The following is a 24,900-nucleotide window of genomic DNA, read 5'->3' as shown; positions in this document are numbered from 1 at the left end:
AGATCAACTTTGATCTGGGTATGTGGAAATCCACTATATCGGCAAGTGGGGGCTTTTCTGACAATAAACACAGACCCCTTATAAATTTAGCAGGTGAGTGATGGATACGAGCAAAAGACGCTTAATGAGTGCCGTTACTGCTGGCGCTGCTTTGATTCCAATCACGGGTGTTGGAACAGCAACAGCAAGTACCGTGATACGAAATAACCAGTCGCCAGACAGAAAAGGTCAAACCGGTAAGCGTTACGCCATGGTTATTGATTTGCGTAAGTGCGTTGGTTGTCAGGCGTGTACGGTTGCTTGCAGTGTGGAAAACCAGATGCCGATTGGTCAGTTCAGAACCACAGTCAAACAATACGAAGTGACTCTTGAAGATGGCTCATCTTCAACGCAAAACGTAAAAGCGTTTACCTTACCCCGCTTGTGTAATCACTGTGAAAACCCGCCTTGCGTTGCGGTTTGTCCGGTACAAGCCACCTTTCAGCGTGACGATGGCATTGTGATGGTCGATAACAGCCGTTGTGTTGCCTGTGCTTACTGTGTTCAGGCTTGTCCCTATGATGCACGCGTCATCAACCATGATACGTTGACCGCCGATAAATGTACCTTCTGTGCCCATCGTCTTGAAAAAGGGCTGTTGCCTGCTTGCGTGGAAACCTGTGTAGGCGGTGCAAGGGTGATTGGCGATATCAATGATCCGAACAGTCACGTCAGTGAGTTAATCGCAGAGCATGGTGATGATCTTAAGGTTCTAAAGCCGAATGAAAATACTCGTCCGCATGTGTTCTACATAGGTATGAACGAAAGGTTTGTTCATCCATTGCAAGGGAAACCTACGATTTTTGAACCGCAAGGAGAACCAGCATGAACATTACCGAAGTTCTCGTTCAACCTCAGGCTGTTGCTTGGCTGCCATGGGCCGTTCAGTATTTCTTCTACATCGGTTCGGCCTATGCAGCAGCGATACTGTTTGTGATTGCGTTAAAGTTTGATCAGCAAAGTAGCCATCGTCTGCGTGCTGCGTTGGTGCTCACTATGGCGATTGGCGCTGTAGTGGGCCCGCTTGCACTGACTGGCGATCTTCATCAGCCGGGTCGAGCATGGCATTTCTACGTATATTTCACACCATGGTCATGGATGTCGTTAGGTTCTCTGTTGTTACCCGTGTTTTCCGGCTTGGCGATAATCACGGCTTGGTTGTACTTGCGTAATGACTTGATGAAATTAAGTGATAGCCAAGGAAAAGTGTTCAGATGGATTTCCAAACTGACTCTGGGCCAATGGCAGATCTCTCATAAACACATGTTAGTAGTGTCTCTGTTCACCGCTCTTTCTGGCTTAACCATTGCGGTGTATACCGGCGCTGAGATTATGGCGGTAAATTCGCGCCCTTTATGGAATCAGCCTGCATCGCCACTGTTTTGGTTTGTTTCCGCCTTCTTAGGTGCCGTGGGTTTTACGCTATTTGTCTGGCTGCTTTTCCCAAACAAAAGTAAGCAAGATTCACTGACGTCCTTTGATCTCAATCTGCTGAAAAAAGTGGTCTCATTGAGCAGCGTTCTTTCCTTGGTGCTTGTACCGATTTGGGCGTCGAATAATCAGACATTTTCGCTATATCTCAGCAACGAGTGGGTGCATCAGCTGGCAATGATTTCAGTTTTGATGCTACTCAGCGTTGTCTGGGGCATGTTTTGTCTGCGTGAGCATTACAGAAAAATAGGTTTGCTAGTGATGACGTTGTTGGCTCTTGGCGCTGCATGGGTTGTACGTTGGGTCACCATGATGCAGGTTCAGACCATTGCCAAGTACGATATTGGTCCGATTCCATATCAGCTCTCATTAGGATCTGATGGCTTACTGGGCATTGTAGGGATGTTCGGTCTATGGCTGGCTCTTGCTCTGCTTGCCAGCGAGTTAGTTTCATCCAGTGACCAACGATTCACATCTACTCATCAATAATTAGAGGAACAGTTCTATGGACAATAAACGTCGTCAGTTTTTGAAGTCTGGCCTCGCCGTTGGTGGTGTAGGAGCGTTTGCAGCAGGTTATGCAACCACAACCAAACATATGGTCGAAGGCGTGGTTGAAGGTAAAGCTGGCAGCCCAACTAAGGACATTCATCATGGTAATTCACTGGAAGCTGAATACACGGTCAACGCAAAGGGCAACTTGATTCCCAATCCAAACCAGCGAGTAGCGCCTTCAATGTGTTTTGGTTGTTGGACTTTGTGCGGTTTGCGGGTACGTATCGATAATAAAACTGATGAGATTTTACGTATCAGTGGCAATCCGTATCACCCGTTGTCGCACCAAAATGCGATTCCATTTGAGACACCGGTTAAAGACGCTTATTTGAGTTTGGCTGGTGAAGCGGGCTTAGAAGGGCGCTCCACCGCGTGTGCTCGCGGCAATGGTATGTTGGAGATTCGCAATAGCCCATATCGTATTACTCAGCCATTAAAACGAGTGGGTAAGCGCGGCGAAGGTCGTTGGGTTCCTATCAGTTACGAACAATTGCTGGAAGAGATTATCGAAGGCGGTGATCTTTTCGGAGAAGGACATGTGGATGGTTTGCGAGCGATACGTGATGTAAAAACACCGCTTGATCCAGAGAATCCTGAATACGGTCCTAAAGCTAACCAATTGCTGGTTACTAATGCCTCGAATGAAGGGCGTGACGATATCATCAAGCGATTTGCCTTTAACAGTTTCGGCACTCGTAACTTTGGTCATCATGGTTCGTACTGTGGTTACGCGTTTCGTGCTGGCAGCGGTGCTCTGCTCAATGATTTAGACAAATATGCCCATCTAAAACCTGATTTTGATAATGCAGAGTATGTGATTTTTATTGGAATGTCGCCTGCTCAGGCGGGTAATCCGTTTAAACGTCAAGCGCGTCAGTTAGCGCATGCTAGAACCAGTGGCAAGTTGGAATACACCATAGTGACGCCGAGTTTGCCTGCTGGTTCATCGAGTCTTGCTGCCGCAGACAGAAATAACTGGCTACCGATCAATCCGGGCACTGACTCTGCTTTAGTGCTGGGGATGATTCAGTGGATCATCGAAAACCAACGTTACAATCAAAGCTTTCTTGCCCAGCCGGGTGTTGAGGCAATGAAAAAGGCGGGTAACGCCCACTGGTGCAACTCGACTCACTTAGTCATCAGTGACGAAACGCATCCTAGAAACGGCAGCTTTCTTCGCGCTTCGGATATGGGTTTACCGTTTACGGGTGAGCCTCGTTCAGACACTGACCCTTATGTGGTTGTGAACGCAACAAGTGGTGAGTTCGCTTTACATACTCAGAGTGACACTGCGGCTTTGTTTGTTGAAACAGAGGTCAAGCTTGGAAGCGTATTCGTTAAGGTGAAGTCCTCTTTACAACGTTTAAAAGAGGAGGCGTTCAAATATGATTTGGACTTTTACAGCCAACAATGCGGGATTGCTAAAGAAGACATCATTGCACTGGCTAAGCGTTTTACCAGCTATGGCACGAAAGCGGTCGTCGATACTCACGGCGGTAATATGCACAGCAATGGCTTCTATAATTCGTTCACTATTTTGATGTTGAATGCGCTGGTGGGGAACATCAACCTCAAAGGTGGCGCGATGGCAAAAGCGGGTGGTTATCCGACTTCGGAGGATGGACCTCGCTACGATTTCACAAAGTTTGAAGGTAAAGTTGGCCCGAAAGGTATTTTCCTATCGCGTAGCAAGTTCCCTTATCAGAAAACCAGCGAATACAAGCGACGAGTGGCTGCAGGGCAATCGCCATACCCAACACGAGCGCCTTGGTATCCAATATCCGCTCCGCTTTTAACAGAACATTTATCCGCCGCTGTGGATGGTTACCCTTATCGCATAAAAGCGTGGATAAACCATATAGCGAACCCACTCTATGGTGTTCCGGGGCTAAAAAACTTATTGGAAGATAAGCTAAAAGATCCAAAGCAGTTGGGTTTGATTGTGTCTGTGGATGCCTTTATCAACGAAACCACATCGCTGTCTGACTATCTGGTTCCAGATACCGTGACGTATGAAAGCTGGGGGATGGCCGGTCCATGGCATGGTGTACCGGTAAAAGCGGTCACCGCACGTTGGCCAATTGTTGAGCCTCGCACCGAAAAAACAGCGGATGGTCGTCCAATCTGTCTGGAAAATTTCTTGATCGATGTAGCGAAGAAAATGCAGCTGGGCGGGTTTGGTGAAAACGCCGTTAAAGATGCACAAGGGCAGTGGCATGCCATTCATAGCGCCGAAGATTTTTACTTACGCTCGGCGGCCAACTTAGCTTATGTCAAAGGTGGCGTGCCGGAGGTTTCTGCGGAAGACATTGCTTGGTCTGGATTGGAAAGACTACTACCAGCGATGCAGAAAGTGTTAACACCTGAAGAGATGAAGAGAGTTGCGTTCATTTTTGCCCGTGGAGGAAGATTTGAGAACGCTACGGAAGCCTATAAAGGCGAAGAGATGAAGTATAAATGGAATCGTCCGGTGGCGATTTGGAATGAAAAGTTGGGTACTTCGCGTAATACCATGACCGGTGAATTGTACACAGGCTGCCCGAGCTGGCATCCGCAAAAACTCAGTGACGGTACATCAATGGAGGAGAAATATCCTAAGAGCGAATGGCCAATGTCACTCACCAACTTTAAATCGAACATTCACAGCGCGGTTTCGAACTTGTCACAACGTCTGCATTCGATAAAAGGAACCAATCCGGTCTATATCCATCCGAAAGATGCTCAATATGCGGGTATTGAAACTGGAGACCTTTTTGTTGTGGAAACGCCGAGCGCTCAAATCAAGGCGACAGCTATGGTGCTTGATGGTATTCAACCGGGAACATTAGGTTTCGAGCACGGCTTTGGTCATACCGAATTGGGCGAACGCGCTCACTGGATTGGCGACAAACAGCAGCCTGTAAAAATGAAGACCAGTGATGGTGTCAACATCAACGATATTGGCATGATTGATCCAACCCGAGAAGGCAAAGGCGTATTGCTCGACTGGGTGGTGGGTGCTGCTGCACGTCAATCACTGCCAGCTCGGATTTATAAAGCATAAAACAGAGCACTTAGTGACTAGCAACACCGCCTTTAGTCGTAGTGATAGAGGCGGTGTTTTATGTCGTTATGTGGAAATCCACAATAGTCGACTTACTAATAATACTGACAATAGTAGGAGTGATAATAGAAGTAGTAATAGTGAGTCAGCATGTCAAATTTACAACTATGGGCCGCTTTGCCCATGCTGGTTGCCTCAGTCAGTATTCAGGCGGTGGAAATGCCTGCCAAAGCTGGCGTCTGTACCAGTTGTCATGGGCAGGATGGGAAAGGTCAGCCAAATATTGCTCCGATGCTTGCAGGGTTAAGTGCGGAATATCTGGATAGCCAAATTCAGCTGTTCTTATCCGGTGAACGTAAAGATCCCCTAATGAGCCCAATGGCAAAAGAGCTGAGTGATCCTCAAATTCGCAAAGAAGTGACCGAATACTATGCGTCATTGCCTAGCTACGAGTTTACCAATCTCGAACAGCGCGGTTCTCAGGCCGATATCAGCAACCCTTATCGAAAACTGGTTTATCAAGGGGATTGGGACAGAAATATACCCGCGTGCGCCACTTGTCATGCCGCCAGTGGCATGGGCGTGGGGCAGTTCCCTCGCTTAGCAAGTCAGCATGCTTATTATCTGAAGAAGCAACTTCATGATTGGAAGAAGGGTGCCCGTAGTGGCGATCCCCTCAATATGATGTCTACCATTGCCCAAAAGCTAACAGACGATGAAATAGAAAATTTGTCGTTCTACTTTGCGTCATTTCGATACTAGGAGTTTGCTATGAAAGTCATTTATTCATTGTTGGCGTTCAGCATGCTTTCTGTATCGGCAAAAGCAAATACTGAATTGCCTGACCGTCAGGCTGAATTACCTGCGGCAAAGAAAAACAGTCAAGCCGAATATCTTGTCCCAAGAGATTTAACCACTATCACCAACGATGAATTTGGAGAGAAGGTTAAACTCGGTTACTCATTGTTCGTTAATTCACAGCAGATGCGTGGCAAGTACGTCGGCAATAACCAGAACTGTGTGAACTGTCATATGGAAGCGGGTCGCAAGGCAAACTCAGCGCCTTTGTGGGCTGCGTATATGGCTTATCCTGCATACCGTAAAAAGAATGATCGCGTGAATAGCTACGCTGATCGAATTCAAGGGTGTTTTACTTATTCGATGAACGGTAAACCTCCAGCCTATGATTCTCCGGAACTGGTTGCGTTAAGTGCTTATGCTTATTGGTTAGCCATGGGTGGTTTGATGGATCAGCATGGTCTGGAAAATGAGCCAGTGCCAGCTTTAGACGATAAGCAGTTGCAAATTGGTGGTAAGGCTGAATCGTTTCCCATGCCAGACGTTATCGCTCAGGCTCTTCCGGCAGATAAACGTGGCAGCTTAGCAGGACGAGGTTATCCAAAGATCGCAAATCCTGAACTGGAACCTTCACTTGAGCGCGGAATGCAGGTGTATGCAGACAATTGCGCCGCTTGTCATATGAAAGATGGACAAGGCGTCTCGGATAGTGATGGGCATTCTTATATTCCGCCTCTGTGGGGCAAAAATGCGTATAACTGGGGCGCGGGCATGCACCGTATTAATACTGCGGCTTACTTCATTTATGAAAACATGCCATTGGGTAAAAGCGTTCAGTTAACTGTACAAGAAGCTTGGGATGTATCCGCTTATGTGAACAGCCAAGAGCGACCACAAGACCCGAGATACAGGGGCAGTCTCGAAGAGAATCGCAAAAAGTACCATGCTCATGATGGGTTCTACGGCAAATCGGTGAATGGATACACGCTAGGTAGCAATGCTTTTCCTTCGGCAGTTGTGAAGTAACAAATACAGCGATGGCACTCGTCACTGTTGCTGCTAAAACCGAAAAAAAAGGCTCTACCGAAGTAGAGCCCTTTGTCGTTAATAGGAGATAAAATGTATGATTTAAGCTTGTTTGCGAATTAGGTAATCAAACGCACCTAGGCTCGCTTTTGCACCTTCGCCCATAGCAATAATGATTTGCTTGTAAGGTACGGTAGTTGCGTCACCAGCAGCAAAGACACCTTCCATGCTAGTTTCGCCACGGTTGCCCACTTCGATTTCACCACGAGCAGACAACTTAACTTCAGAATCCTTTAACCATTCAGTGTTTGGTACAAGGCCGATTTGTACAAAGATACCCGACAGTTCAATTTCTTTGATTTCGTCTGTATTGCGATCTTTGTATTTCAAACTTGTTACGCGTTTACCGTCACCAACAACTTCAGTCGTTTGTGCCATTGTGATGATTTCAACGTTTGGCAGAGAGTTTGCCTTGTTAATCAACACTTGGTCAGCGCGTAGAGTGTCAGCGAACTCAAGAACAGTAACATGTTCAACGATACCAGCTAAGTCAATTGCCGCTTCGATGCCTGAGTTACCGCCACCAATTACCGCTGTTTTCTTGCCTTTGAATAGTGGGCCGTCACAGTGTGGGCAGTAAGCCACGCCTTTGTTACGGTATTCTTGTTCACCAGGAACGTTCATTTCTCTCCAACGTGCACCTGGGCTTAGGATGACACTCTTACTCTTAAGTGTCGCACCGCTTTCAAGGTTTACGTGGATGTAACCATCTTCTGTGTAAGTAGCACCCATTAGCTTGTCAGCTTGTTGCTCAGTGATGATGTCTACACCGTACTCTTTTAGGTGTTCACCTAAATCATGCGCAAGTTTTGGACCTTCAGTATGCTTAACCGAAATAAAGTTTTCGATTGCCATTGTATCCATTACTTGACCGCCCAAGCGCTTAGCTACAACACCTGTACGGATGCCTTTACGAGCAGCGTATACTGCAGCTGCACTACCACCAGGGCCACCGCCGATAACAAGAACATCATAAGGTTCTTTTTCGTTTAGGCTTGCTGCTGCTTTTTCAGCTGCGCCATCATCAATCTTGTTCAAGATTTCAGTCAGTGACATACGACCTTGACCAAAGAGTTCGCCATTCACGAATACGCTTGGTACAGCCATGATGTCGCGAGATTTCACTTCATCTTGGAATAGAGCACCGTCGATCATCGTAGTACGAATGTCAGGGTTAATCGCCGACATCATGTTGAACGCTTGCACTACGTCTGGACAGTTTTGGCAAGAGAGAGAAATGAAGATTTCTACATCTAGCTTTTTGTTTAATTTAGCAATTTGTTCGATAGTTTCAGCTTCTAGCTTAATTGGGTGACCACCTGAGTGGAGTAGAGCCAATACTAGAGAAGTAAACTCGTGTCCCATTGGAAGACCAGCAAAACGTAGCTGAGTACCTTTCTTAGGGTTTGTCACAGCCATTACTGGACGGCGAGAGCTTGCTGCATCATCGCGAGTCACAGTCACTAAATCGCTTAGCTCTGCAATTTCGTTAGCTAGTGATTGGATATCATTTGCTGCCTTGCTTTCATCTAGGCTGACCACTAACTGAACTTCTTCTTTAAGGTTGCTAAGATATTGTTTTAATTGTTGTTTAATCGCCTGATCTAACATTTTTTGTTATACCTATTCGTAATTCTATTAAAGAGAGCGGTCACTCTGGATAAATTCAATTCTTTTATTTTGCTGAGGGGGAGAGCCAGTCAAGCTCGTAGGTCGTTAGGTACATTGCCTGACCAGCTCTCTAATTCAGCAACCTTCCTATTTGAAGCCGCTAAAGGGCTCCAAATGGATTAGGTTTTAAGCTTTATGCTTAGATTTTGCCTACTAGGTCTAGAGAAGGAGCTAGAGTTTCTTCGCCTTCTTTCCATTTAGCTGGACATACTTCACCTGGGTGAGAAGCAACGTATTGTGCAGCTTTGATCTTACGTAGTAGGTCTTCTGCGTCACGACCGATGCCTTCAGCTGTGATTTCTACAGCTTGGATAACACCTTGTGGGTCGATAACGAAAGTAGCGCGGTCTGCTAGACCTTGGCCTTCACGCATAACACCGAAGTTGTTAGTGATGTTGCCAGTTTGGTCGCCAACCATGAAGTAGTTGATCTTACCGATTGTTTCTGAGCTATCGTGCCATGCTTTGTGAGTGAAGTGAGTGTCAGTTGAAACTGAGTAAACTTCTACGCCACGAGATTGAAGCTCTTCGTAGTGGTCAGCTAGGTCGCCTAGCTCAGTTGGACATACGAATGTGAAGTCAGCTGGGTAAAAGAAGAATACTGCCCATTTGCCTAGTACGTCTTTTTCAGAAATTTCTACAAACTTGCCGTCTTTAAATGCCGTTGCGTTAAATGGTTTGATAGTAGTGTTAATCATGTTTTTTTACCTTCCTAAGAGTTTTTATGATTAGGCAATCTCTGTCTCTTGCCTTCGAGATGTATATTCACATGAAGTCATGGTTTAGAAAAATTGCTTGTTCTTATTGAATCAATCGGCAAAACCTATTAGATGATTTTGCATGCTTCAACTATTTGAACGGGACACTGCAAATAAAAAGGGACGCTATGCGTCCCTTTAACGTTTGATGTATCGAGTAATGTTGGGACTGAGAACAAGTTACTCGTCATCGACGTGAGAAACGGCCAGCACACCTCGTACTGCGCGTTTCCAGCCGTTGTAGCGTTGAGCTCGTTTCTGTTCGTCTTGTGCTGGCACGAAGACGCGGTCGATTTCTGCTTTATCCGCCACTTCATCTAACGAATCCCAATATCCAACCGCAAGACCCGCTAAGTAAGCTGCGCCTAATGCGGTAACTTCTGTAACCTTAGGTCTTTGAACATCGGTATTCAGGATGTCTGATTGGAATTGCATTAAGAAATTATTTGCCACAGCTCCGCCGTCAACACGCAGTGTTGCTAGCTTGATGCCAGAATCTGCCTGCATTGCATCAATAACATCACGGCTTTGGTAAGCAATACTTTCCAACGTTGCACGAATGATATGGTTTATGCCTGTACCTCGGCTCATACCCACAATAGTGCCTCGAGCATAAGCATCCCAATAAGGTGCGCCTAAGCCTGTAAATGCAGGAACCACATAAACGCCGTTGGAGGAGTCAACTTTGGTCGCAAAATATTCAGAGTCTTTTGCTTCGGTGATGAGCTTCATTTCATCGCGAAGCCACTGAATAGCAGCGCCACCAATAAAGACTGAACCTTCTAACGCGTAAGAGACTTTACCTTCTGGGTCACAGGCTAGCGTTGTTAACAAGCCGTTTTTCGACGTCACTTTCTCTTTACCAGTGTTCATTAACAAGAAACAGCCAGTACCATACGTGTTCTTAGCTTGACCCGGTTGAACACACATTTGACCAAATAGCGCGGCTTGTTGGTCACCAGCAATACCTGCGATTGGAATACGAGTACCACCTTTACCACCGATGTTAGTTTCGCCATAGACTTCAGAGGATGCTTTCACTTCTGGCATCATTGATAGCGGTATATCCAGTTCTTTAAGGATTTTTTCATCCCATTGAAGGGTATTGATGTTAAATAGCAGGGTACGAGAAGCATTGGTATAGTCAGTGACATGGACACGACCTTGAGTCATTTTCCACACCAGCCAAGTATCAACCGTACCAAACAGCAGTTTGCCTTCTTGAGCAAGTTCGCGTGCGCCAGCAACGTTCTCAAGCACCCATTTCACTTTTGTGCCTGAGAAATATGGGTCTAGCAGCAAGCCTGTGTTTTCACGTACATACTCTTCAAAGCCGTCAATTTTCTTCAGCTCTGCACAGATATCAGCTGTTCGGCGGCATTGCCAAACAATCGCATTGTAAACAGGCTCGCCCGTTTCTTTGTTCCAAACAATGGTGGTTTCACGTTGGTTAGTAATACCAATCGCAGCTACTTGGTCTGAGCGAATGCCTTTTTGGCCTAAAGCTTCAACCAGTGTGGAGCTTTGTGTTGCGTAAATTTCGAGAGGGTCGTGTTCCACCCAACCTGATTCAGGGTAGATTTGAGTAAACTCGCGTTGTGCAACACTCACGATATTTGCGTCATGATCGAGCACTACTGCTCGTGAGCTCGTCGTGCCTTGGTCAAGAGCAACAATATATTTATTATTCATAGGTAGGGATCCTTTTCACTTTATTGGATTTATTCTTTTTATTGCTCAAACCTGAGCTTTTGAGTCATCTGCGATTTCACACTCTTCACATTGATTTGGAATGGTACAGCCTGTACCCACGGTCGGTACGTACGCACCGATAAATTTAGGATAAGCCCAACCACCAAAACAAGCGCCAGCAACGGTTGCGACTATCGGAATGATAAAGTAGGGAATATCTTTCGCACCACTTAATGCGTAATCCCATCCTGCTAGGTATGCAAATAATTTTGGTCCAAAGTCACGAGCTGGATTCATCGCAAAACCAGTCAGTGGACCTAACGAACCACCAATTGTGGCAACCACGATACCGATTAGCAGTGGGTTTAGCGCTCCGCGTGCTGCACCATTATTTTCATCACCTAAAGCCAAAATTGCGAACATCAGTACTGCTGTAATGGCAAATTCTACAGCAAATGCACCAGAAAAAGATAAAGCAGCGTTAGGGTATGTTGAAAAAATGCCTGCAGTAGCAAGTGCTTCAGGTGTATTACGAGCAATACCGTTTGTCACTTCCCATGCGGTAAATAAATTGCTGTAAAGAGCATAAACAAGTGCGGCAGCACAAAATGCTCCGGCAACTTGAGAAGCGATGTAAGGAATAACTTTAGATTTTTCGAAGCCATGAAAAGCGGCAAGCGCTATGGTTACGGCAGGATTAATGTGTGCGCCTGAGACACCAGCAGTGCAGTAGACAGCAATGGCAACTGCAAGGCCCCAAACGATAGAGATTTCCCATTGCCCAAACTGAGCATTGGTCAATACGAGTGCGGCTACACATCCGACACCAAAAAATATGAGCAAACCCGTACCTATGAACTCGGCAATACACTCACCAATGAGAGTATGTTGTTTTTTATTAGCCATAATTTATTTCCTTGGACGTTGATTTGGCATTATCCCATACAGACAATGTGGGCATTATGTTAATCAAAAGGATTCGCATGAAACTATATGGCGCTCTCAAAATGAGCAAACGAACAATTAAATGTTCATTTTATGTTCGCAAATGTTAAGCAATGCACAGTTTTGTATCAATTTAGTTCAATAAGGCGAAGTGTCGATAACGATCAATGTTGGGCAGAGCAGCTAAGAATAAGTGACTTATTCAACAGTGTATTTATCTATATATTTCAAATGTGAACATGAAGAAGTACACTGCTAGTTATTGGAAACAGTCAATCAGGATCTACTTTGAAAGCCATTAAACGTCATCAAGAAATCATCGAGCTAGTCAAGGCTCAGGGATATGTCAGCACCGAAGATCTTGTTGAGCGATTCAATGTTAGCCCTCAAACCATTCGAAGAGATCTCAATGAGCTTGCCGACCTTAACCAAATTAAACGAAATCATGGTGGCGCGACCATAGTCACCAGTTCTGAAAACTCTTCTTATCAAACGCGCAAAGTCTCTCATCAAGAAGAAAAACAACGCATTGCATTGAAGCTGGCTCAACATATTCCAGATGGCGCCACTTTGTTTATTGATATTGGTACCACGCCAGAAGCAGTAGCAAGAGCGTTGCTGCAAAACCATCAGAACCTACGCATTGTGACCAACAATATTAATGTTGCGTCATTACTCATGACCAAGCCTGATTTCAAAGTGATACTGGCTGGTGGTGAAGTTCGCAACCGAGATGGCGGTGTGACTGGCGAGGCGACCATGGATTTTATTTCTCAGTTTCGTCTCGACTTCGGTATTTTGGGCATCAGTGGCATTGATTTCGATGGTTCACTCTTAGACTTTGATTATCATGAAGTTAGAGTTAAAAAAGCCATTATCGAGAATAGCCGCAGTGTCTATTTAGGCGTTGACCATACTAAGTTTGGGCGTAATGCCATGGTAAAACTGGGTGGAATCGAAGAGGTTGATCTGGTGATTACCGATCAAATGCCGCCAGAGAGCATCTGTGCCATTATCCGCGAGCATGAGATTCAGCTCGATATTGTTTGATAATGTTCGTTTTAAAAACCAGTCATCGTTTTGACTGGTTTTTTTAGGTCTTTTATATGTCATTCTTATGAAATTCACTCTCTTTTTTATCATTTATCCCCATTCATTAGCTAAAATAAACATAATTTGTGCTCGAACGAACATTTTTAGTTAAATTTTCGCACATTTGATCTTTTTGATGTCACACTAAAAACGCGTTAATTAAGGGTGGGGCGACAATGAATTCTACAGTTCGATTTGAAACCGACGTTGTCATCATTGGTGGTGGTGCGACAGGTACAGGGATTATGCGTGATTGTGCTCTGAGGGGCATAAAGTGCATTTTGCTAGAAAAAGACGATTTGGCGTCAGGTACCACAGGGCGAAATCACGGTTTATTACACTCTGGTGCGCGTTATGCCGTCACCGATCAACATTCCGCAAAAGAATGTATCCAAGAAAACCGCATACTGAAGAAAATCGCTCGACACTGTATTGAAGACACTGGTGGTTTGTTCATCACTTTGCCTGAAGATGATTTGGGCTTTCAAAAGACCTTTATCGAGCAATGCAAAGCCGCTGATATCGATGTAGAAATTCTTTCGCCAAAAGATGCTCTTCGTTTAGAACCGAATACTAACCCTGAATTGATTGGTGCCGTCAAAGTGCCAGATGGCACGCTCGACCCATTTCGCCTTTGTTCGTCTAACGTACTTGATGCCAAAGAGCACGGCGCACGTTTGTTTAACCATTCACGCGTCGTTTCTCTGATCCGTGAAGGCGACACCGTACTGGGCGTGAAATGTATCAATACTCAAACCAACCAACCTTTTGAAGTGATTGCCCAGCAAGTGATTAACGCGGCGGGTATTTGGGGACAGGGTATCTGTGAATACGCGGAGCTGGATATCAAAATGTTCCCTGCAAAAGGCTCGTTGCTGATCCTTGATTATCGAATCAATAATCTGGTGATTAACCGCTGTCGTAAACCATCGGATGCAGACATTTTAGTGCCGGGTGATACCATCTCTTTGATTGGTACCACCTCAGAACATATCGATTACGACATGATTGACGACCTGCATGTGACTGCGGCAGAAGTGGATTTGCTACTGGAAGAAGGTATCAAGTTGGCGCCGATCATGAAAAATACCCGAGTGCTAAGAGCTTATGCAGGCGTTAGGCCTTTAGTTTCGCTCAGTGGCGACAGTTCTGGCAGAAATATTAGTCGCGGAATTGTCCTGCTCGACCATCAGGAACGCGATGGTCTTAAAGGTCTCACGACAATTACTGGCGGCAAGTTAATGACTTACCGCTTGATGGCCGAACAGGCAACGGATCTTGTTGCGAGTAAGCTTGGTAATACTGCGCCTTGTATTACCCATACTAAGCCATTACCAGGGTCCGTCGAATCTCCGAAAGCGCTGCGTAAAAGTGCCAGTATCGCTAAGCCGGTTTATGAATCAGCCATCTACCGTCATGGAGAAAGGGCAGAAGCTTTTCTCTCTGAACAACCTCGCAGTCAGGCGATTGTGTGTGAATGTGAAATGGTCACCGCGGGTGAAATTGAGTACGCAATTAAAAAACTGGACGTAAAAAACCTCGTGGATTTACGTCGACGCACTCGGTTGGGAATGGGGCCGTGTCAGGGAGAACTGTGTGCCTATCGTGCAGCGAGTTTGTTCCAAGAATATGGTGACATTGGCGGTCATGAATCGGCATTGCTGCTCAAAGAGTTTTTGGAAGAGCGCTGGAAGGGAATTAAACCCATTTTTTGGGGTGATGCCCTACGAGAGGCGGAGTTCAGTTACTGGATCTATGAAGGGTTGTTTGGCTGTGGAGACATTGAGCCAGAGAGTATCGACAAACCTACCATTACACCGTCAACGCAGGAGCAAGAACAGCAATGATGAATTACGATGTCATAGTGATTGGTAGTGGAATTGCAGGCTATTCGGCTGCCATTAAATGTTTAGAACATGGGCTGAAAACGGCGGTGGTGAGCAGCGGGCAGAGTGCTTTACATTTTTCATCCGGCTCTATTGATTTGCTTTCACATTCCCCGTTAACGCATAAGTTAATTGATGATCCTTGGGCTGAAATTGACGCTTTACCAACTGCGCTTCCACAGCACCCTTATGCGAAAGTCGGCGGTAAAAATGTTCGTTCAGCCATGAACTGGTATCAACAAATGCTTGCGGCAAATGGACTTGCCATGAGCACTTTGCCTTCGTCACACAACCATTTTCGAATTACCACGCTAGGTACCTTGAAATCGACTTGGCTCTCTCAGCCCTATGTTGAAAAAATAGAACAAAATTTTTCAAATCTGGCGAAATTTAAACGCATTGTGATGATCGCTGTCGACGGTTTCAGAGATTTTCAGCCGCATATTGCTCTTGGCAATTTGCAGCAACATCCAGCGTTTAAATATATAACCATCAAAACCGCCAAAGTCAGTTTAACGGCGTTTGGGCAACTGAATCGCAACCCGTACGATCTAAGGTCGATAGATATTTCGAGGATCTTAAGAGATGAAGCTCAGTTCACCGAGTTTGCCAATCAATTGCTGAAAGTTGCCACACCTGAAGATTTACTGATGATGCCATCGATTATGGGTAATGGTGATGGTCTAGAGCTGATGCATAAACTCAGCCGTTATACGGGACTCCATTTGCATGAAGTACCAACCATGCCGCCTTCATTGCTCGGTATTCGTATTGAGGATGTCATGATGCACACCTTCATCAAAAAAGGCGGTGTGCTGCATAAAGGTGATGAAGTGCTTGGTGGTCAGTTTGAGGATCAAGGCGGCAGTATGAATTTGGCGTCTATCCAAACCAAAAAAATGGGTGAAATGAATCTGACGGCGAAACACTACATACTCGCGTCCGGTAGCTTCTTCAGTAAAGGCTTGATAGCGAACCAGAACTCAATCAAAGAGCCAATCTTTAATTTGGATACGGAAGTAACGGGTGAAAGAAATGAGTGGCATCAGCATGATTTCTTCAGCTCTAAGCCGCATCCATTCTTGTCCTTTGGCGTTGTGACTGACAAGAACTTTACCCCGTTTATCCAAGGGCAAAAGGTGAACAACTTGCATTGTATTGGTGCGATTTTAAGTGGCTACAATCCTATTACCCACGGCTGTGGCGGAGGTGTGGCAGTCAGCACCGCTTATTGGGTTGTCGAGCAAATTGTTGCGGGTTTACGAAGCGAATTACTAATGAAGGAGGTGAGTGCATGACAGTGGCAAGCAGAGATACCACCTTTGACCAATGCATTAAATGCACCGTTTGTACTGTGTACTGTCCGGTAGCAAAGGCGAACCCAGATTTTCCGGGACCAAAACAATGCGGACCAGACGGTGAGCGACTACGCATCAAAAGCCCAGAGTTTTATGATGACATGTTGAAACACTGCACCAACTGCAAACGCTGTGAAACGGCTTGCCCGTCAGGTGTGCGTATTGGCGATATTATTGCGGTGGCAAGAGGCAAGTTCGGCAAGCGCCCGATGAATCCTAAGCTGGTGCGTGATTTTGTCTTAAGCCATACCGATCTGTTCGGCTCACTCGCAACTCCATTTGCACCACTCGTGAATGCGGCGACGCAGTTGCCTCTGGTGAAGAAGATCATGCACAAGACGATAGGTGTGCATGAACATAAATCTTTACCTAAGTATTCGCATGGCACGTTTAGAAATTGGTTTAAGAAAAACGTCACCGAACAGTCAATTTACCCCAGAGCGGTCAGCTATTACCACGGCTGCTATGTCAACTATAACCATCCTCAACTGGGGAAAGACTTTATTCGAGTGATGAACGCCATGAACATAGGTGTGCGTTTACTGGAAAAAGAAAAATGCTGTGGCGTAGCGATGATCGCGAACGGCTTCCACGATAAAGCGAGAAAGAACGCAGAGTTTAATATTGATCATGTCGGCAAAGCCATCGAACAAGACAGTATTGCCGTATTGTCCACCTCATCAACCTGTTCTTTCACCTTGCAGGAGGAATATCCTCATGTGCTCGGCGTTGAAAACGAAAATGTAGTGAACAAGATCCACTATGTGAGCCGATTTCTGTTGAAAGAGTTTATGAGTGGCAACTTGCCAAAAATGAAACCGCTCAATAAGAAAATTGTTTATCACACGCCTTGTCACCTTGAAAGGAGTGGGGGAGCCGTTTTTACCATTGAAGTCCTGAAGATGATTCCAGGTTTAGAAGTGGTTGTGCTTGATAGTGAATGTTGTGGTCTGGCAGGTACTTATGGTTTTAAAGAGGAAAACTACGAAGTCTCTATGAAGATAGGGGATGACCTGTTTAGCAAGATTAGACGTTCAAACGCTGATTACGCCATTACAGATTGCGAAACCTGTAAGTGGCAAATTGAGGAAAACACTCAGCTAGAGTGTATTCATCCAGTGAGTTTGATAGCGGAAGCGTTGCTTTAACAAAAGCAGCCTTCGATAAAATTGAAAAAAATAGCCGTGGAAAAGAGGAAGTAGATATCGAGGATTTTGCCTGTTAATAAAACATAAAATCCTCTCACTACTACTAAAAAAGTTGTATAAACATATTGCTTTAATTGTGAATTAAATCACAATGTGTGCACATTTTTTCATCTTCTTTTACACGGTTATATGACGCAAATCATGTCCGCAACCAATGACAATTCTCGTCGTTCACAATACTTACGCGTTTTTGCTTTAGGTTTCAGCGGCTTCATTTTTAACACTACTGAATTTGTGCCAGTTGGACTGCTTTCTGATATCGCGAATGATTTCTCTATATCGACAGCTTCTGTCGGCTGGATGCTGACTATCTACGCTTGGATAGTCGCATTAATGTCATTACCAATGATGATGCTCACCAGTCGAATTGAGCGTAAAAAATTACTGCTCGCGCTGTTTGCGCTGTTTATTGTCAGCCACGGTCTATCGGTGTTTGCCTGGAACTTTGAAGTTTTGGTTGCCAGCCGAATTGGTATAGCCTTTGCTCATGCGGTGTTCTGGTCGATAACCGCCTCTATCGCAATACGAGTTGCTCCTCCGGGTAAGAAGACCTTTGCTCTCAGTATTTTGGCAACGGGAACCTCACTGGCGATGGTATTGGGGGTTCCACTCGGTCGAATCATAGGTCAATGGCTTGGTTGGCGAGTCACCTTTGGTGTTATCGGTATAACCGCTTTAGTCATAATGTTCAGCCTTTATCGCTTATTGCCGGTAATGCCGAGCTTGTTTACCGGTTCCATGAAGAAGCTGCCAGAGCTATTGAAAAATCCAGCCTTGATGGGTTTATACCTATTCATCTTCATGATTTTTACCGCGCATTACTCGGCTTACAGCTATATCGAACCTTTCCTTAAGACGATTGGGCTGCTCTCTGAAAACTTTACCACCTTCCTTCTGCTGCTATTTGGTTCTGCGGGAATTATAGGTAGTGTGATTTTTGGTAACTTAGGCGAACGTCCGAATACACCGATATTGGTCGGATGTACGGCGACAGTGATGGTTTGTACCGCGATGCTATATTTCGCAGTACCGCACTTGTGGTCTATCAGTATATTGCTGGTGGTTTGGAGTGCAGCATTGATGATTGTCTGTCTGGTTATGCAGGTGAAAGTGCTCAATATCGACGCCAACGCATCAGATATGATCATGTCTATGTTCTCAGGCATCATTAACTTAGGTATCGGCGCAGGTGCATTGATCGGCGGTAAAGTCATTCTGTTTATGTCGCTTGAAGGCATTGGCTACGTGAGTGCATTGTTTGCACTGCTATCACTACTCTGGATTATATTTATGATGAAGCGCTACAGCGCGATTCGTTAATACGTTAACGGTATGAATTGTTCATCGTTCGCACTAATGACAAAAGGCAGCCTCGGCTGCCTTTTAACTATTTCGATTATGTATAGCTAGAACTGCTTCAAATATCTTCTGAACGGTTACTAATATCTTGTGTTGACTCGCGTGCAACCAGTTCTCCGTGATAAGACTGATGACTTGGCAGATGACCTTGCTTATTTGCCTGAGCCAAGGCGAGTGCGGTGGCATCTTGCGTTAAGCGAACGATAGGAAGCGACACAGTAGAAAGGCTTGGAATAGCGTAAGCCGCGGCGGGTTCGTTATCGATACCGATAACCGACACATCCTGTGGCACTCTCAAACCGTGATCGTGTAACGCACGAATAGCGCCAATCGCCATGTCATCGTTACAGGCAAAAACAGCAGTGAATTTGTCGCCAGTTTGCAGCAGGATTTGCGCGCCTTTATAACCACCTTCTAAGGTGTTATCGCCTTCTACAATCCAGTTTTTGTTCTCAGAAACTTGTGCCAGTTTGAGCTGATGTTGGTATGCTTTTAAACGTAATCGTCCTGTTTCACTATTAAGTGGTGATGTAATACAGGCGATGTTTTTATGACCTAACTGAATGAGGTGATCCATCGCTAATGTGGCTAACTGAGTTTGTTTTAAACCAAAGCTCGATAGCGATTCCGCATTGAGTTGGCGGTTTAATATTACTAGTGGCTGGGCGATTTTTTGTTGCAGTTCAACCAGTTCAGATTCGGACAGATGACGACTATAAAGCAGAATGGCATCACAGCGTTGGTTAGCAATGGTTTCAACCGATTCGCGTTCACCTTCTGCGCTGTTCTTGCTGCGAATAACCAACAGCTTTTTGCCTGCCTGAAGGGCTGCTTGCCCAGCATGATGGAGGACGCTGCCAAAATAGCTGCTTCTAAATTCAGGAAGAACGAGGCCGATAGAGTTGGAAGTATTGGTTGCCAAAGCCTGTGCAAGTGTATTGGGTTGATATCCCAACTCTTTCATTACAGAAAGAACCGCATTTCTGGTGACTTCTTTGACCTGAGGGCTGTTGTTCAGTACTCGTGACACCGTCGCTTTTGAAACGCCAGCGGCTTTGCACACATCATTTATAGTTGCCATACATTTCCTTATCTATCCGACTCGACATACCTAAACATGATAGGCATGTCGAGAGGGAGACAAGTTTAGCCAATTTCAATTGAATTTTGAAAGGCTTATTTACTGTATATGTGGCGGTTAGATAACTTCGCCGTTGGTTTCAATAACCGTCTTGTACCAATGGAAGCTCTTCTTCTTCGAACGCGCCATTGTACCGCTGCCATCATCATGTTTATCTACGTAGATAAATCCATAACGTTTTCTGTATTCACCAGTGGTGAAAGATACACAGTCAATACAACCCCATGGTGTGTAACCCATCACATCTACGCCATCGTAACTGATCGCTTGTTTCACTGCTTTTATGTGTGAACCAAGGTAGTCAATGCGATAGTCATCGTTGATTGAACCGTCTTGTTCAATTTTATCTAATGCTCCAAGTCCATTCTCTACAATGAAGATTGGCTTTTGGTAACGCTCGTAAAGTTCAGAAAGTGCATAGCGAAGACCGTCTGGGTCAATTTGCCACTCCCAGTCAGACGCTGGTAAATATGGATTTAGGCGGCTACCTTCGAAAAGTGAAGGCGTGTTGGTCGCTTCATCGATTTTTACTGAAACGATGTTGGTCATGTAGTAGCTGATCGCTAAGTAATCTGCACAACCTTCACGCAGAATAACATCGTCACCTGGTTGCATTTCGACGGTAATCCCTTTACGTTCCCATTCTTTGAGCAGGTAACTTGGGTAGTAACCACGAACTTGCACATCACTGAATTGGTACTTCTCGCGCATCATTTCCTGTGCAAGCAGCATATCTTCAGGTCGGCATGAAGCAGGGTAGAGCGGCATCATATGGATCATGCTGCCAATTTTAAAATCTGGGTTGATAGCATGACCTTGCTTAACCACGAGTGCGCTTGCAAGGAACTGGTGGTGAAGCACTTGATACAGCATTTGTTCAGGATTTTCGTAGTCGCTGTAAATCATCCCAGAGTTACAGTAACCCCAGATCGGAAGTTTCCAGTTACGTTGGTTGTTAATTTCGTTGAACGTGATCCAGTATTTCACTTTGTTTTTGTAGCGTTCCATCACGGTTAAGCTGAACTTCACAAAGAAATCCATTACCTGACGGTTCTTCCAACTGCCGTACTCTTTTACTAAATGGTTCGGCATTTCGAAGTGAGAAAGGGTGATGACAGGTTCAATGCCATATTTCAACAGTTCATCAAAAAGATCATCGTAATACTGAAGACCTGCTTCGTTTGGCGTCTCTTCATCACCATTTGGGAAAATACGTGTCCAAGCGATGGAAGTGCGGAAACATTTAAAGCCCATTTCTGCGAACAGAGCCACGTCACCTTTGAAGTGACCGTAGAAATCAACCGCTTCGTGGTTTGGGTAAAATTTATCGGCTTCAACAGTTTCTGTGATGACGCGAGGCACACCATGAGCACCTTTCGTAAGTACATCAACGACGCTAGGACCTTTTCCATCTTTGTTCCAACCACCTTCAACTTGGTGCGCTGCGACCGCTCCGCCCCAGAGAAAATCTTTTGGAAAACCTTGTTGTGACATAGTGATACCTTCTCAAATAAAGTAAGTGAGCCTAATAAGAATAGGTGAGTTAGCTGCATTCTAATCCAGAAAAAAACAAAATGAAACCGGTTACAAAATGATTTTTACAAATTTACCATTATGAATCTGATTCAGATGGTGATGAAAGACAGACAAAAATGTTCGATTAAAAGAAAAAAGCCACGAGTGAAATGCTCGTGGCGAAAAGGGAAGGAACGAAAAACTATAAGAACGTTATGGTAGGTCAAACACTAGCGCTATGGCACGTGTATCGCTGTTGTTGTAGAAGCTCAAATACTCTTGAGAAACGATCTTTGCGCCATCTCCCGGAGTAAGTTGTGTATCGTTAACAAACAGTTCGCTGGTGATTTGGTGAACATACACACGACGACCTTCAGTAACCTTATAGCTCAGCTCGGTATGAGGCTCCAAAATGAGTTGGTGCAACATCGCATCCTGTTTGATTTGCAATGTACCGTTTTCACCCGTTGGTGTTGCAATCGTCGTTAGACCTGCCTCTTGACCAAAATCTTTTTGCTGATATCCCGGTTTACCGCCATAGCTATTTGGTTGAATCCAGATTTGCAAAAACTTCAACGTTTCCGTGCTAGACGCATTGAATTCACTGTGTGCAATTCCACGACCAGCGGACATCAGTTGAAATTCTCCCGCTGGAAGAGTTTCAACATTACCTTCGCTGTCTTTGTGCGCGATGGTGCCTTGAAGAACGTAACTGATGATCTCCATGTCACGATGGCTGTGTGTTTCAAAGCCAGCACTAGGAGCAACAGTGTCGTCGTTAATCACTCTAAGCTCTGAAAATCCCATGTGCTTAGGATCAAAGTAGCTACCAAAAGAAAATGTGTGTTTGCTGTCTAACCAGCCGAAGTTCGCTCGGCCGCGTTGAGATGCTTTTCTAATTTCAATCATAGTGTTCTCCTCACTTGGCTTGCTGGCTAACTAACGACAGGGTCATTAATAGCAATGCCAATCTATGGAAGAGATGTTAGAGCTTTAGACGCTGCGATCACAGCCGCTGAATTTGTTGCCCTTATTCGAAAAATTAGAATGAGGGCAAGATCGCTGTATGTAGAAAAGATTGTGAGAGGGATTGCAAGTGGGCTATTCGTTTCCGTAAAGCTTCATAAATGCATTCACAGCCTGTTCGACAGTGGTTTTGATCTGCTGCTGGCTTGGTTTATCGATGGCGGCAAACGCATATTGTTCAACATATTCTGACGACAACAAAGCTTTGAATTGCATAGCAGCGATCCATGGATTGCACTGGCTTAATTCACCTTTTAGCGACTGCTTTTCGATGTACTCACTTAAGTGTTTCCAGCCTTTTTTTGGGCCATTGTTGTAGAAATGGCGACCTATATCAGATCGGTCTGCTTCAGCGACTGCCATGCGATAAATGGAGATAGCATCGGGGGTTAAAATTGAGTCTAGGAAATTGTAACCAAATTCTAAAAGAGACGTTCGAACATCACGATTTACGTCCAAAGAGAGAAAAGAATTAGAGATCTGCTCTGTTGCAGATGACTGCATCACCTCGGCGAATATTTCTTCTTTAGAGCTGAAATAGTTATAAAGAGTCGCCTTAGAACCCCCCACTTGCTTTGCCAGTTGAGACATGGAAGTTCCACTAACTCCCTGTTGTGAAAAGCATTCTTTTGCAATATCTATAATCGCTTGTCGTTTTTCGTCGCTTTTAACTCGCATGAATATTTTGTAGTCCTTGAGGAAATTGTGGGTAAGTTTCGCTTGACGAAATCTTTCTGTCAAGAGTATAACTGTACTGTACGGTTTAGTTATAAGGTTGTCTAATGTGAAAAGATCTATCCAAAGGAACGAACTTGGGTTCTCTAACTTACGGTTTTCTAACTCAAAGTTTTCAAAAAACGGAAACAAAAATGTTCCTTACTTCGCTCTAACTCTGATCAGCGCAGCGCTTTTGGCGGGCTGCTCTGTTTCGAAAAATGAAAACTTGCCTGAAATTTCGCAAGCCAATGACTACGCGTTTAAGCAAAGTCTCTCTGCCGCAGAAACCATGGCGTGGCCAACTCAGGACTGGTGGTATCGCTACCAAGAGCCTCAGTTAAACCAACTTATCAATGACGCTTTTACTGGCGCGCCAAGTTTGAAAATGGCTGAAGCCAGACTGAAAAACGCTCAAGGTATCGCAGAGCAAGCAGGCGCGAGCCGCTCGGTTAATGTGGGATTAGCCGCTAGTGCTTCTGAAACCAAAGTGAGTTACCAATATCAGGCTCCAATGCCACCTCATGGTTGGAATGACTATGGAACGTTGACACTCAACTTCCAATACGATTTTGATTTTTGGGGTAAGAATCGTGCATCGGTTGCTGCGGCAACTTCCGAACTCGCAGCGGCTGAAGCAGAAGCTGTGTCGGCTCGCTTGATGCTGGCAACTGCGGTATCAAACGCTTATGCAGAACTGTCTCGTTTGTATGCGAATAAGCATACGGTAGAAACCGCGTTGGATATTCGCCATAAAACGGTAGAGCTGTTGACTAAGCGATATGAAAACGGCTTAGAAACACTGGGCTCTGTGAATCAAGCAAAAGCGATTGCAGCCAATGTTGAAGCTGAAATGCTGGGCATTAATGAGTCGATTGCACTGCAGAAAAATGCGCTTGCAGCCCTAGTAGGCCAAGGGCCAGATAGAGCATTAACAATTTCAGAACCTAACATTCAATTGGATACGCGCTACGGTTTGCCGCAAGACGCAGGTGTTGGTTTGCTTGGTCACCGCGCAGATATTACCGCCGCTCGCTGGCGCGCAGAGGCAGCAGCACAACGAGTCGGTATTGCAGAAGCAATGTACTACCCAGACTTGAGTATTTCTGCCTTCATCGGGTATCAGGCTTTTGGTCTTAATGACTTATTTGAGAGCGGCAATGATGCGGGCAGCATCGGTCCAGCCCTGTATTTGCCGTTGTTTACGGGTGGTCGTCTTGATGGGCAACTGACATCAGCAGAAGCGCGTTATGAGGAAGCCGTAAGTGGTTATAACGCAACACTGACTCAGGCTCTTCATGAAGTGGCGGACGTTGTGACCAGCACTCAAGCACTTGATGCTCGTATTGCGAAAACGCAAGAAGCGGTGGATGCGGCAGAACAAGCATTGAAGATTGCTTCTAACCGCTATCAGGGTGGTTTGGCAACTTACCTAGATGTGCTTGTTGCTGAAGAGTCGCTACTCAATAACCAACGAGCGTTGGTTAACTTACAGTCACGCGCATTCAGTCTTGATCTTGCTCTTATTCACGCTTTAGGCGGCGGTTTTCAGACCACAGAGTCTTAATTTTTAAAAGGTTTCTA

19 protein-coding genes are annotated in these 24,900 nt (G+C 45.2%); 11 read left to right on the top strand and 8 right to left on the bottom strand.

Features of this window, described 5'->3' with window-relative positions; genetic code table 11:
* Positions 1-100 precede the first annotated feature (100 nt).
* From dsrO to HKI82_RS17960, 5 genes are all read left to right on the top strand, one after another.
* A complete protein-coding gene (gene dsrO / locus HKI82_RS17980; protein WP_171138776.1) occupies positions 101-868 on the top strand; it encodes a sulfate reduction electron transfer complex DsrMKJOP subunit DsrO in 768 nt (255 codons plus the stop codon).
* Positions 865-1,959 (top strand): NrfD/PsrC family molybdoenzyme membrane anchor subunit, encoded by a 1,095-nt coding sequence (gene nrfD, locus HKI82_RS17975; RefSeq protein WP_171138775.1) that lies wholly within the window; start codon positions 865-867, stop codon positions 1,957-1,959. Before dsrO ends, nrfD begins: the two co-directional genes overlap by 4 nt.
* Positions 1,960-1,975: 16 nt before the next feature.
* The gene (locus HKI82_RS17970; RefSeq protein ID WP_171138774.1) at positions 1,976-5,068 is read left to right on the top strand and encodes a tetrathionate reductase subunit A; all 3,093 of its coding nucleotides are present in this window, start codon (positions 1,976-1,978) and stop codon (positions 5,066-5,068) included.
* 183 nt (positions 5,069-5,251) lie between these two features.
* The gene (locus tag HKI82_RS17965) at positions 5,252-5,830 is read left to right on the top strand and encodes a c-type cytochrome (protein WP_240956754.1); all 579 of its coding nucleotides are present in this window, start codon (positions 5,252-5,254) and stop codon (positions 5,828-5,830) included.
* 9 nt (positions 5,831-5,839) lie between these two features.
* Positions 5,840-6,892, top strand: a complete 1,053-nt coding sequence (locus HKI82_RS17960; RefSeq protein WP_171138772.1) for a c-type cytochrome — start codon at positions 5,840-5,842, stop codon at positions 6,890-6,892.
* 102 nt (positions 6,893-6,994) lie between these two features.
* Here HKI82_RS17960 and ahpF read toward each other — a convergent pair whose 3' ends face one another.
* The 4 genes from ahpF to HKI82_RS17940 form a co-directional block, all read right to left on the bottom strand.
* The gene (gene ahpF / locus HKI82_RS17955) at positions 6,995-8,563 is read right to left on the bottom strand and encodes an alkyl hydroperoxide reductase subunit F (protein ID WP_171138771.1); all 1,569 of its coding nucleotides are present in this window, start codon (positions 8,561-8,563) and stop codon (positions 6,995-6,997) included.
* 199 nt (positions 8,564-8,762) lie between these two features.
* Positions 8,763-9,320: an alkyl hydroperoxide reductase subunit C gene (gene ahpC / locus HKI82_RS17950; protein ID WP_171138770.1), complete on the bottom strand. Its 558-nt coding sequence runs from the start codon at positions 9,318-9,320 to the stop codon at positions 8,763-8,765.
* 240 nt (positions 9,321-9,560) lie between these two features.
* The gene (gene glpK, locus HKI82_RS17945) at positions 9,561-11,072 is read right to left on the bottom strand and encodes a glycerol kinase GlpK (RefSeq protein WP_171138769.1); all 1,512 of its coding nucleotides are present in this window, start codon (positions 11,070-11,072) and stop codon (positions 9,561-9,563) included.
* Between the two features lie 45 nt (positions 11,073-11,117).
* The gene (locus HKI82_RS17940; protein WP_102942649.1) at positions 11,118-11,978 is read right to left on the bottom strand and encodes an MIP/aquaporin family protein; all 861 of its coding nucleotides are present in this window, start codon (positions 11,976-11,978) and stop codon (positions 11,118-11,120) included.
* Between the two features lie 327 nt (positions 11,979-12,305).
* On the opposite strand from HKI82_RS17940, the gene HKI82_RS17935 reads away from it, so the two are divergent.
* The 5 genes from HKI82_RS17935 (at position 12,306) to HKI82_RS17915 (ending at position 18,881) form a co-directional block, all read left to right on the top strand.
* On the top strand, positions 12,306-13,067 hold the full coding sequence (locus HKI82_RS17935; protein WP_042481714.1) for a DeoR/GlpR family transcriptional regulator: 762 nt from the start codon (positions 12,306-12,308) through the stop codon (positions 13,065-13,067).
* Between the two features lie 218 nt (positions 13,068-13,285).
* On the top strand, positions 13,286-14,956 hold the full coding sequence (gene glpA / locus HKI82_RS17930) for an anaerobic glycerol-3-phosphate dehydrogenase subunit A (RefSeq protein ID WP_171138768.1): 1,671 nt from the start codon (positions 13,286-13,288) through the stop codon (positions 14,954-14,956).
* Positions 14,953-16,293, top strand: coding sequence for a glycerol-3-phosphate dehydrogenase subunit GlpB (glpB, locus tag HKI82_RS17925; protein WP_171138767.1), 1,341 nt, complete (start codon positions 14,953-14,955; stop codon positions 16,291-16,293). Before glpA ends, glpB begins: the two co-directional genes overlap by 4 nt.
* Entirely contained in the window at positions 16,290-17,501 is a 1,212-nt protein-coding gene (gene glpC / locus HKI82_RS17920; protein ID WP_171138766.1) for an anaerobic glycerol-3-phosphate dehydrogenase subunit GlpC, read from the top strand. Before glpB ends, glpC begins: the two co-directional genes overlap by 4 nt.
* A gap of 201 nt (positions 17,502-17,702) precedes the next feature.
* Positions 17,703-18,881, top strand: a complete 1,179-nt coding sequence (locus HKI82_RS17915) for a sugar transporter (protein ID WP_277349895.1) — start codon at positions 17,703-17,705, stop codon at positions 18,879-18,881.
* A gap of 97 nt (positions 18,882-18,978) precedes the next feature.
* Here the strand turns inward: HKI82_RS17915 and HKI82_RS17910 are convergent, their stop codons facing one another.
* The 4 genes from HKI82_RS17910 to HKI82_RS17895 all read right to left on the bottom strand — a co-directional run bounded on the left by HKI82_RS17910 (position 18,979) and on the right by HKI82_RS17895 (position 23,280).
* On the bottom strand, positions 18,979-20,001 hold the full coding sequence (locus tag HKI82_RS17910) for a LacI family DNA-binding transcriptional regulator (RefSeq protein WP_171138764.1): 1,023 nt from the start codon (positions 19,999-20,001) through the stop codon (positions 18,979-18,981).
* 117 nt (positions 20,002-20,118) lie between these two features.
* Positions 20,119-21,555 carry a 6-phospho-beta-glucosidase gene (locus HKI82_RS17905; protein ID WP_171138763.1) on the bottom strand — a complete coding sequence of 479 codons (1,437 nt, stop codon included), beginning with the start codon at positions 21,553-21,555 and terminating at the stop codon, positions 20,119-20,121.
* A gap of 234 nt (positions 21,556-21,789) precedes the next feature.
* A complete protein-coding gene (locus HKI82_RS17900; protein WP_171138762.1) occupies positions 21,790-22,485 on the bottom strand; it encodes a pirin family protein in 696 nt (231 codons plus the stop codon).
* Between the two features lie 192 nt (positions 22,486-22,677).
* Positions 22,678-23,280 (bottom strand): TetR/AcrR family transcriptional regulator, encoded by a 603-nt coding sequence (locus HKI82_RS17895; protein WP_102942657.1) that lies wholly within the window; start codon positions 23,278-23,280, stop codon positions 22,678-22,680.
* A 106-nt stretch (positions 23,281-23,386) separates the two neighbouring features.
* Between HKI82_RS17895 and HKI82_RS17890 the strand changes: the two genes are divergently transcribed.
* Positions 23,387-24,883 (top strand): efflux transporter outer membrane subunit, encoded by a 1,497-nt coding sequence (locus HKI82_RS17890; protein ID WP_390632327.1) that lies wholly within the window; start codon positions 23,387-23,389, stop codon positions 24,881-24,883.
* Positions 24,884-24,900 lie beyond the last annotated feature (17 nt).

The sequence above is a fragment of the Vibrio plantisponsor genome (assembly GCF_013041605.1).
GTDB classification, from domain to species: domain Bacteria; phylum Pseudomonadota; class Gammaproteobacteria; order Enterobacterales; family Vibrionaceae; genus Vibrio; species Vibrio plantisponsor.
This window is presented reverse-complemented; position numbering and strand designations above follow the sequence as displayed.

Coding starts and splice junctions, on each gene's coding strand:
- dsrO (WP_171138776.1), top strand. CDS start 101: ATGGATACGAGCAAAAGACGCTTAATGAGTGCCGTTACTGCTGGCGCT.
- nrfD (WP_171138775.1), top strand. CDS start 865: ATGAACATTACCGAAGTTCTCGTTCAACCTCAGGCTGTTGCTTGGCTG.
- HKI82_RS17970 (WP_171138774.1), top strand. CDS start 1,976: ATGGACAATAAACGTCGTCAGTTTTTGAAGTCTGGCCTCGCCGTTGGT.
- HKI82_RS17965 (WP_240956754.1), top strand. CDS start 5,252: ATGCTGGTTGCCTCAGTCAGTATTCAGGCGGTGGAAATGCCTGCCAAA.
- HKI82_RS17960 (WP_171138772.1), top strand. CDS start 5,840: ATGAAAGTCATTTATTCATTGTTGGCGTTCAGCATGCTTTCTGTATCG.
- ahpF (WP_171138771.1), bottom strand. CDS start 8,563: ATGTTAGATCAGGCGATTAAACAACAATTAAAACAATATCTTAGCAAC.
- ahpC (WP_171138770.1), bottom strand. CDS start 9,320: ATGATTAACACTACTATCAAACCATTTAACGCAACGGCATTTAAAGAC.
- glpK (WP_171138769.1), bottom strand. CDS start 11,072: ATGAATAATAAATATATTGTTGCTCTTGACCAAGGCACGACGAGCTCA.
- HKI82_RS17940 (WP_102942649.1), bottom strand. CDS start 11,978: ATGGCTAATAAAAAACAACATACTCTCATTGGTGAGTGTATTGCCGAG.
- glpA (WP_171138768.1), top strand. CDS start 13,286: ATGAATTCTACAGTTCGATTTGAAACCGACGTTGTCATCATTGGTGGT.
- glpB (WP_171138767.1), top strand. CDS start 14,953: ATGATGAATTACGATGTCATAGTGATTGGTAGTGGAATTGCAGGCTAT.
- glpC (WP_171138766.1), top strand. CDS start 16,290: ATGACAGTGGCAAGCAGAGATACCACCTTTGACCAATGCATTAAATGC.
- HKI82_RS17915 (WP_277349895.1), top strand. CDS start 17,703: ATGTCCGCAACCAATGACAATTCTCGTCGTTCACAATACTTACGCGTT.
- HKI82_RS17910 (WP_171138764.1), bottom strand. CDS start 20,001: ATGGCAACTATAAATGATGTGTGCAAAGCCGCTGGCGTTTCAAAAGCG.
- HKI82_RS17905 (WP_171138763.1), bottom strand. CDS start 21,555: ATGTCACAACAAGGTTTTCCAAAAGATTTTCTCTGGGGCGGAGCGGTC.
- HKI82_RS17900 (WP_171138762.1), bottom strand. CDS start 22,485: ATGATTGAAATTAGAAAAGCATCTCAACGCGGCCGAGCGAACTTCGGC.
- HKI82_RS17895 (WP_102942657.1), bottom strand. CDS start 23,280: ATGCGAGTTAAAAGCGACGAAAAACGACAAGCGATTATAGATATTGCA.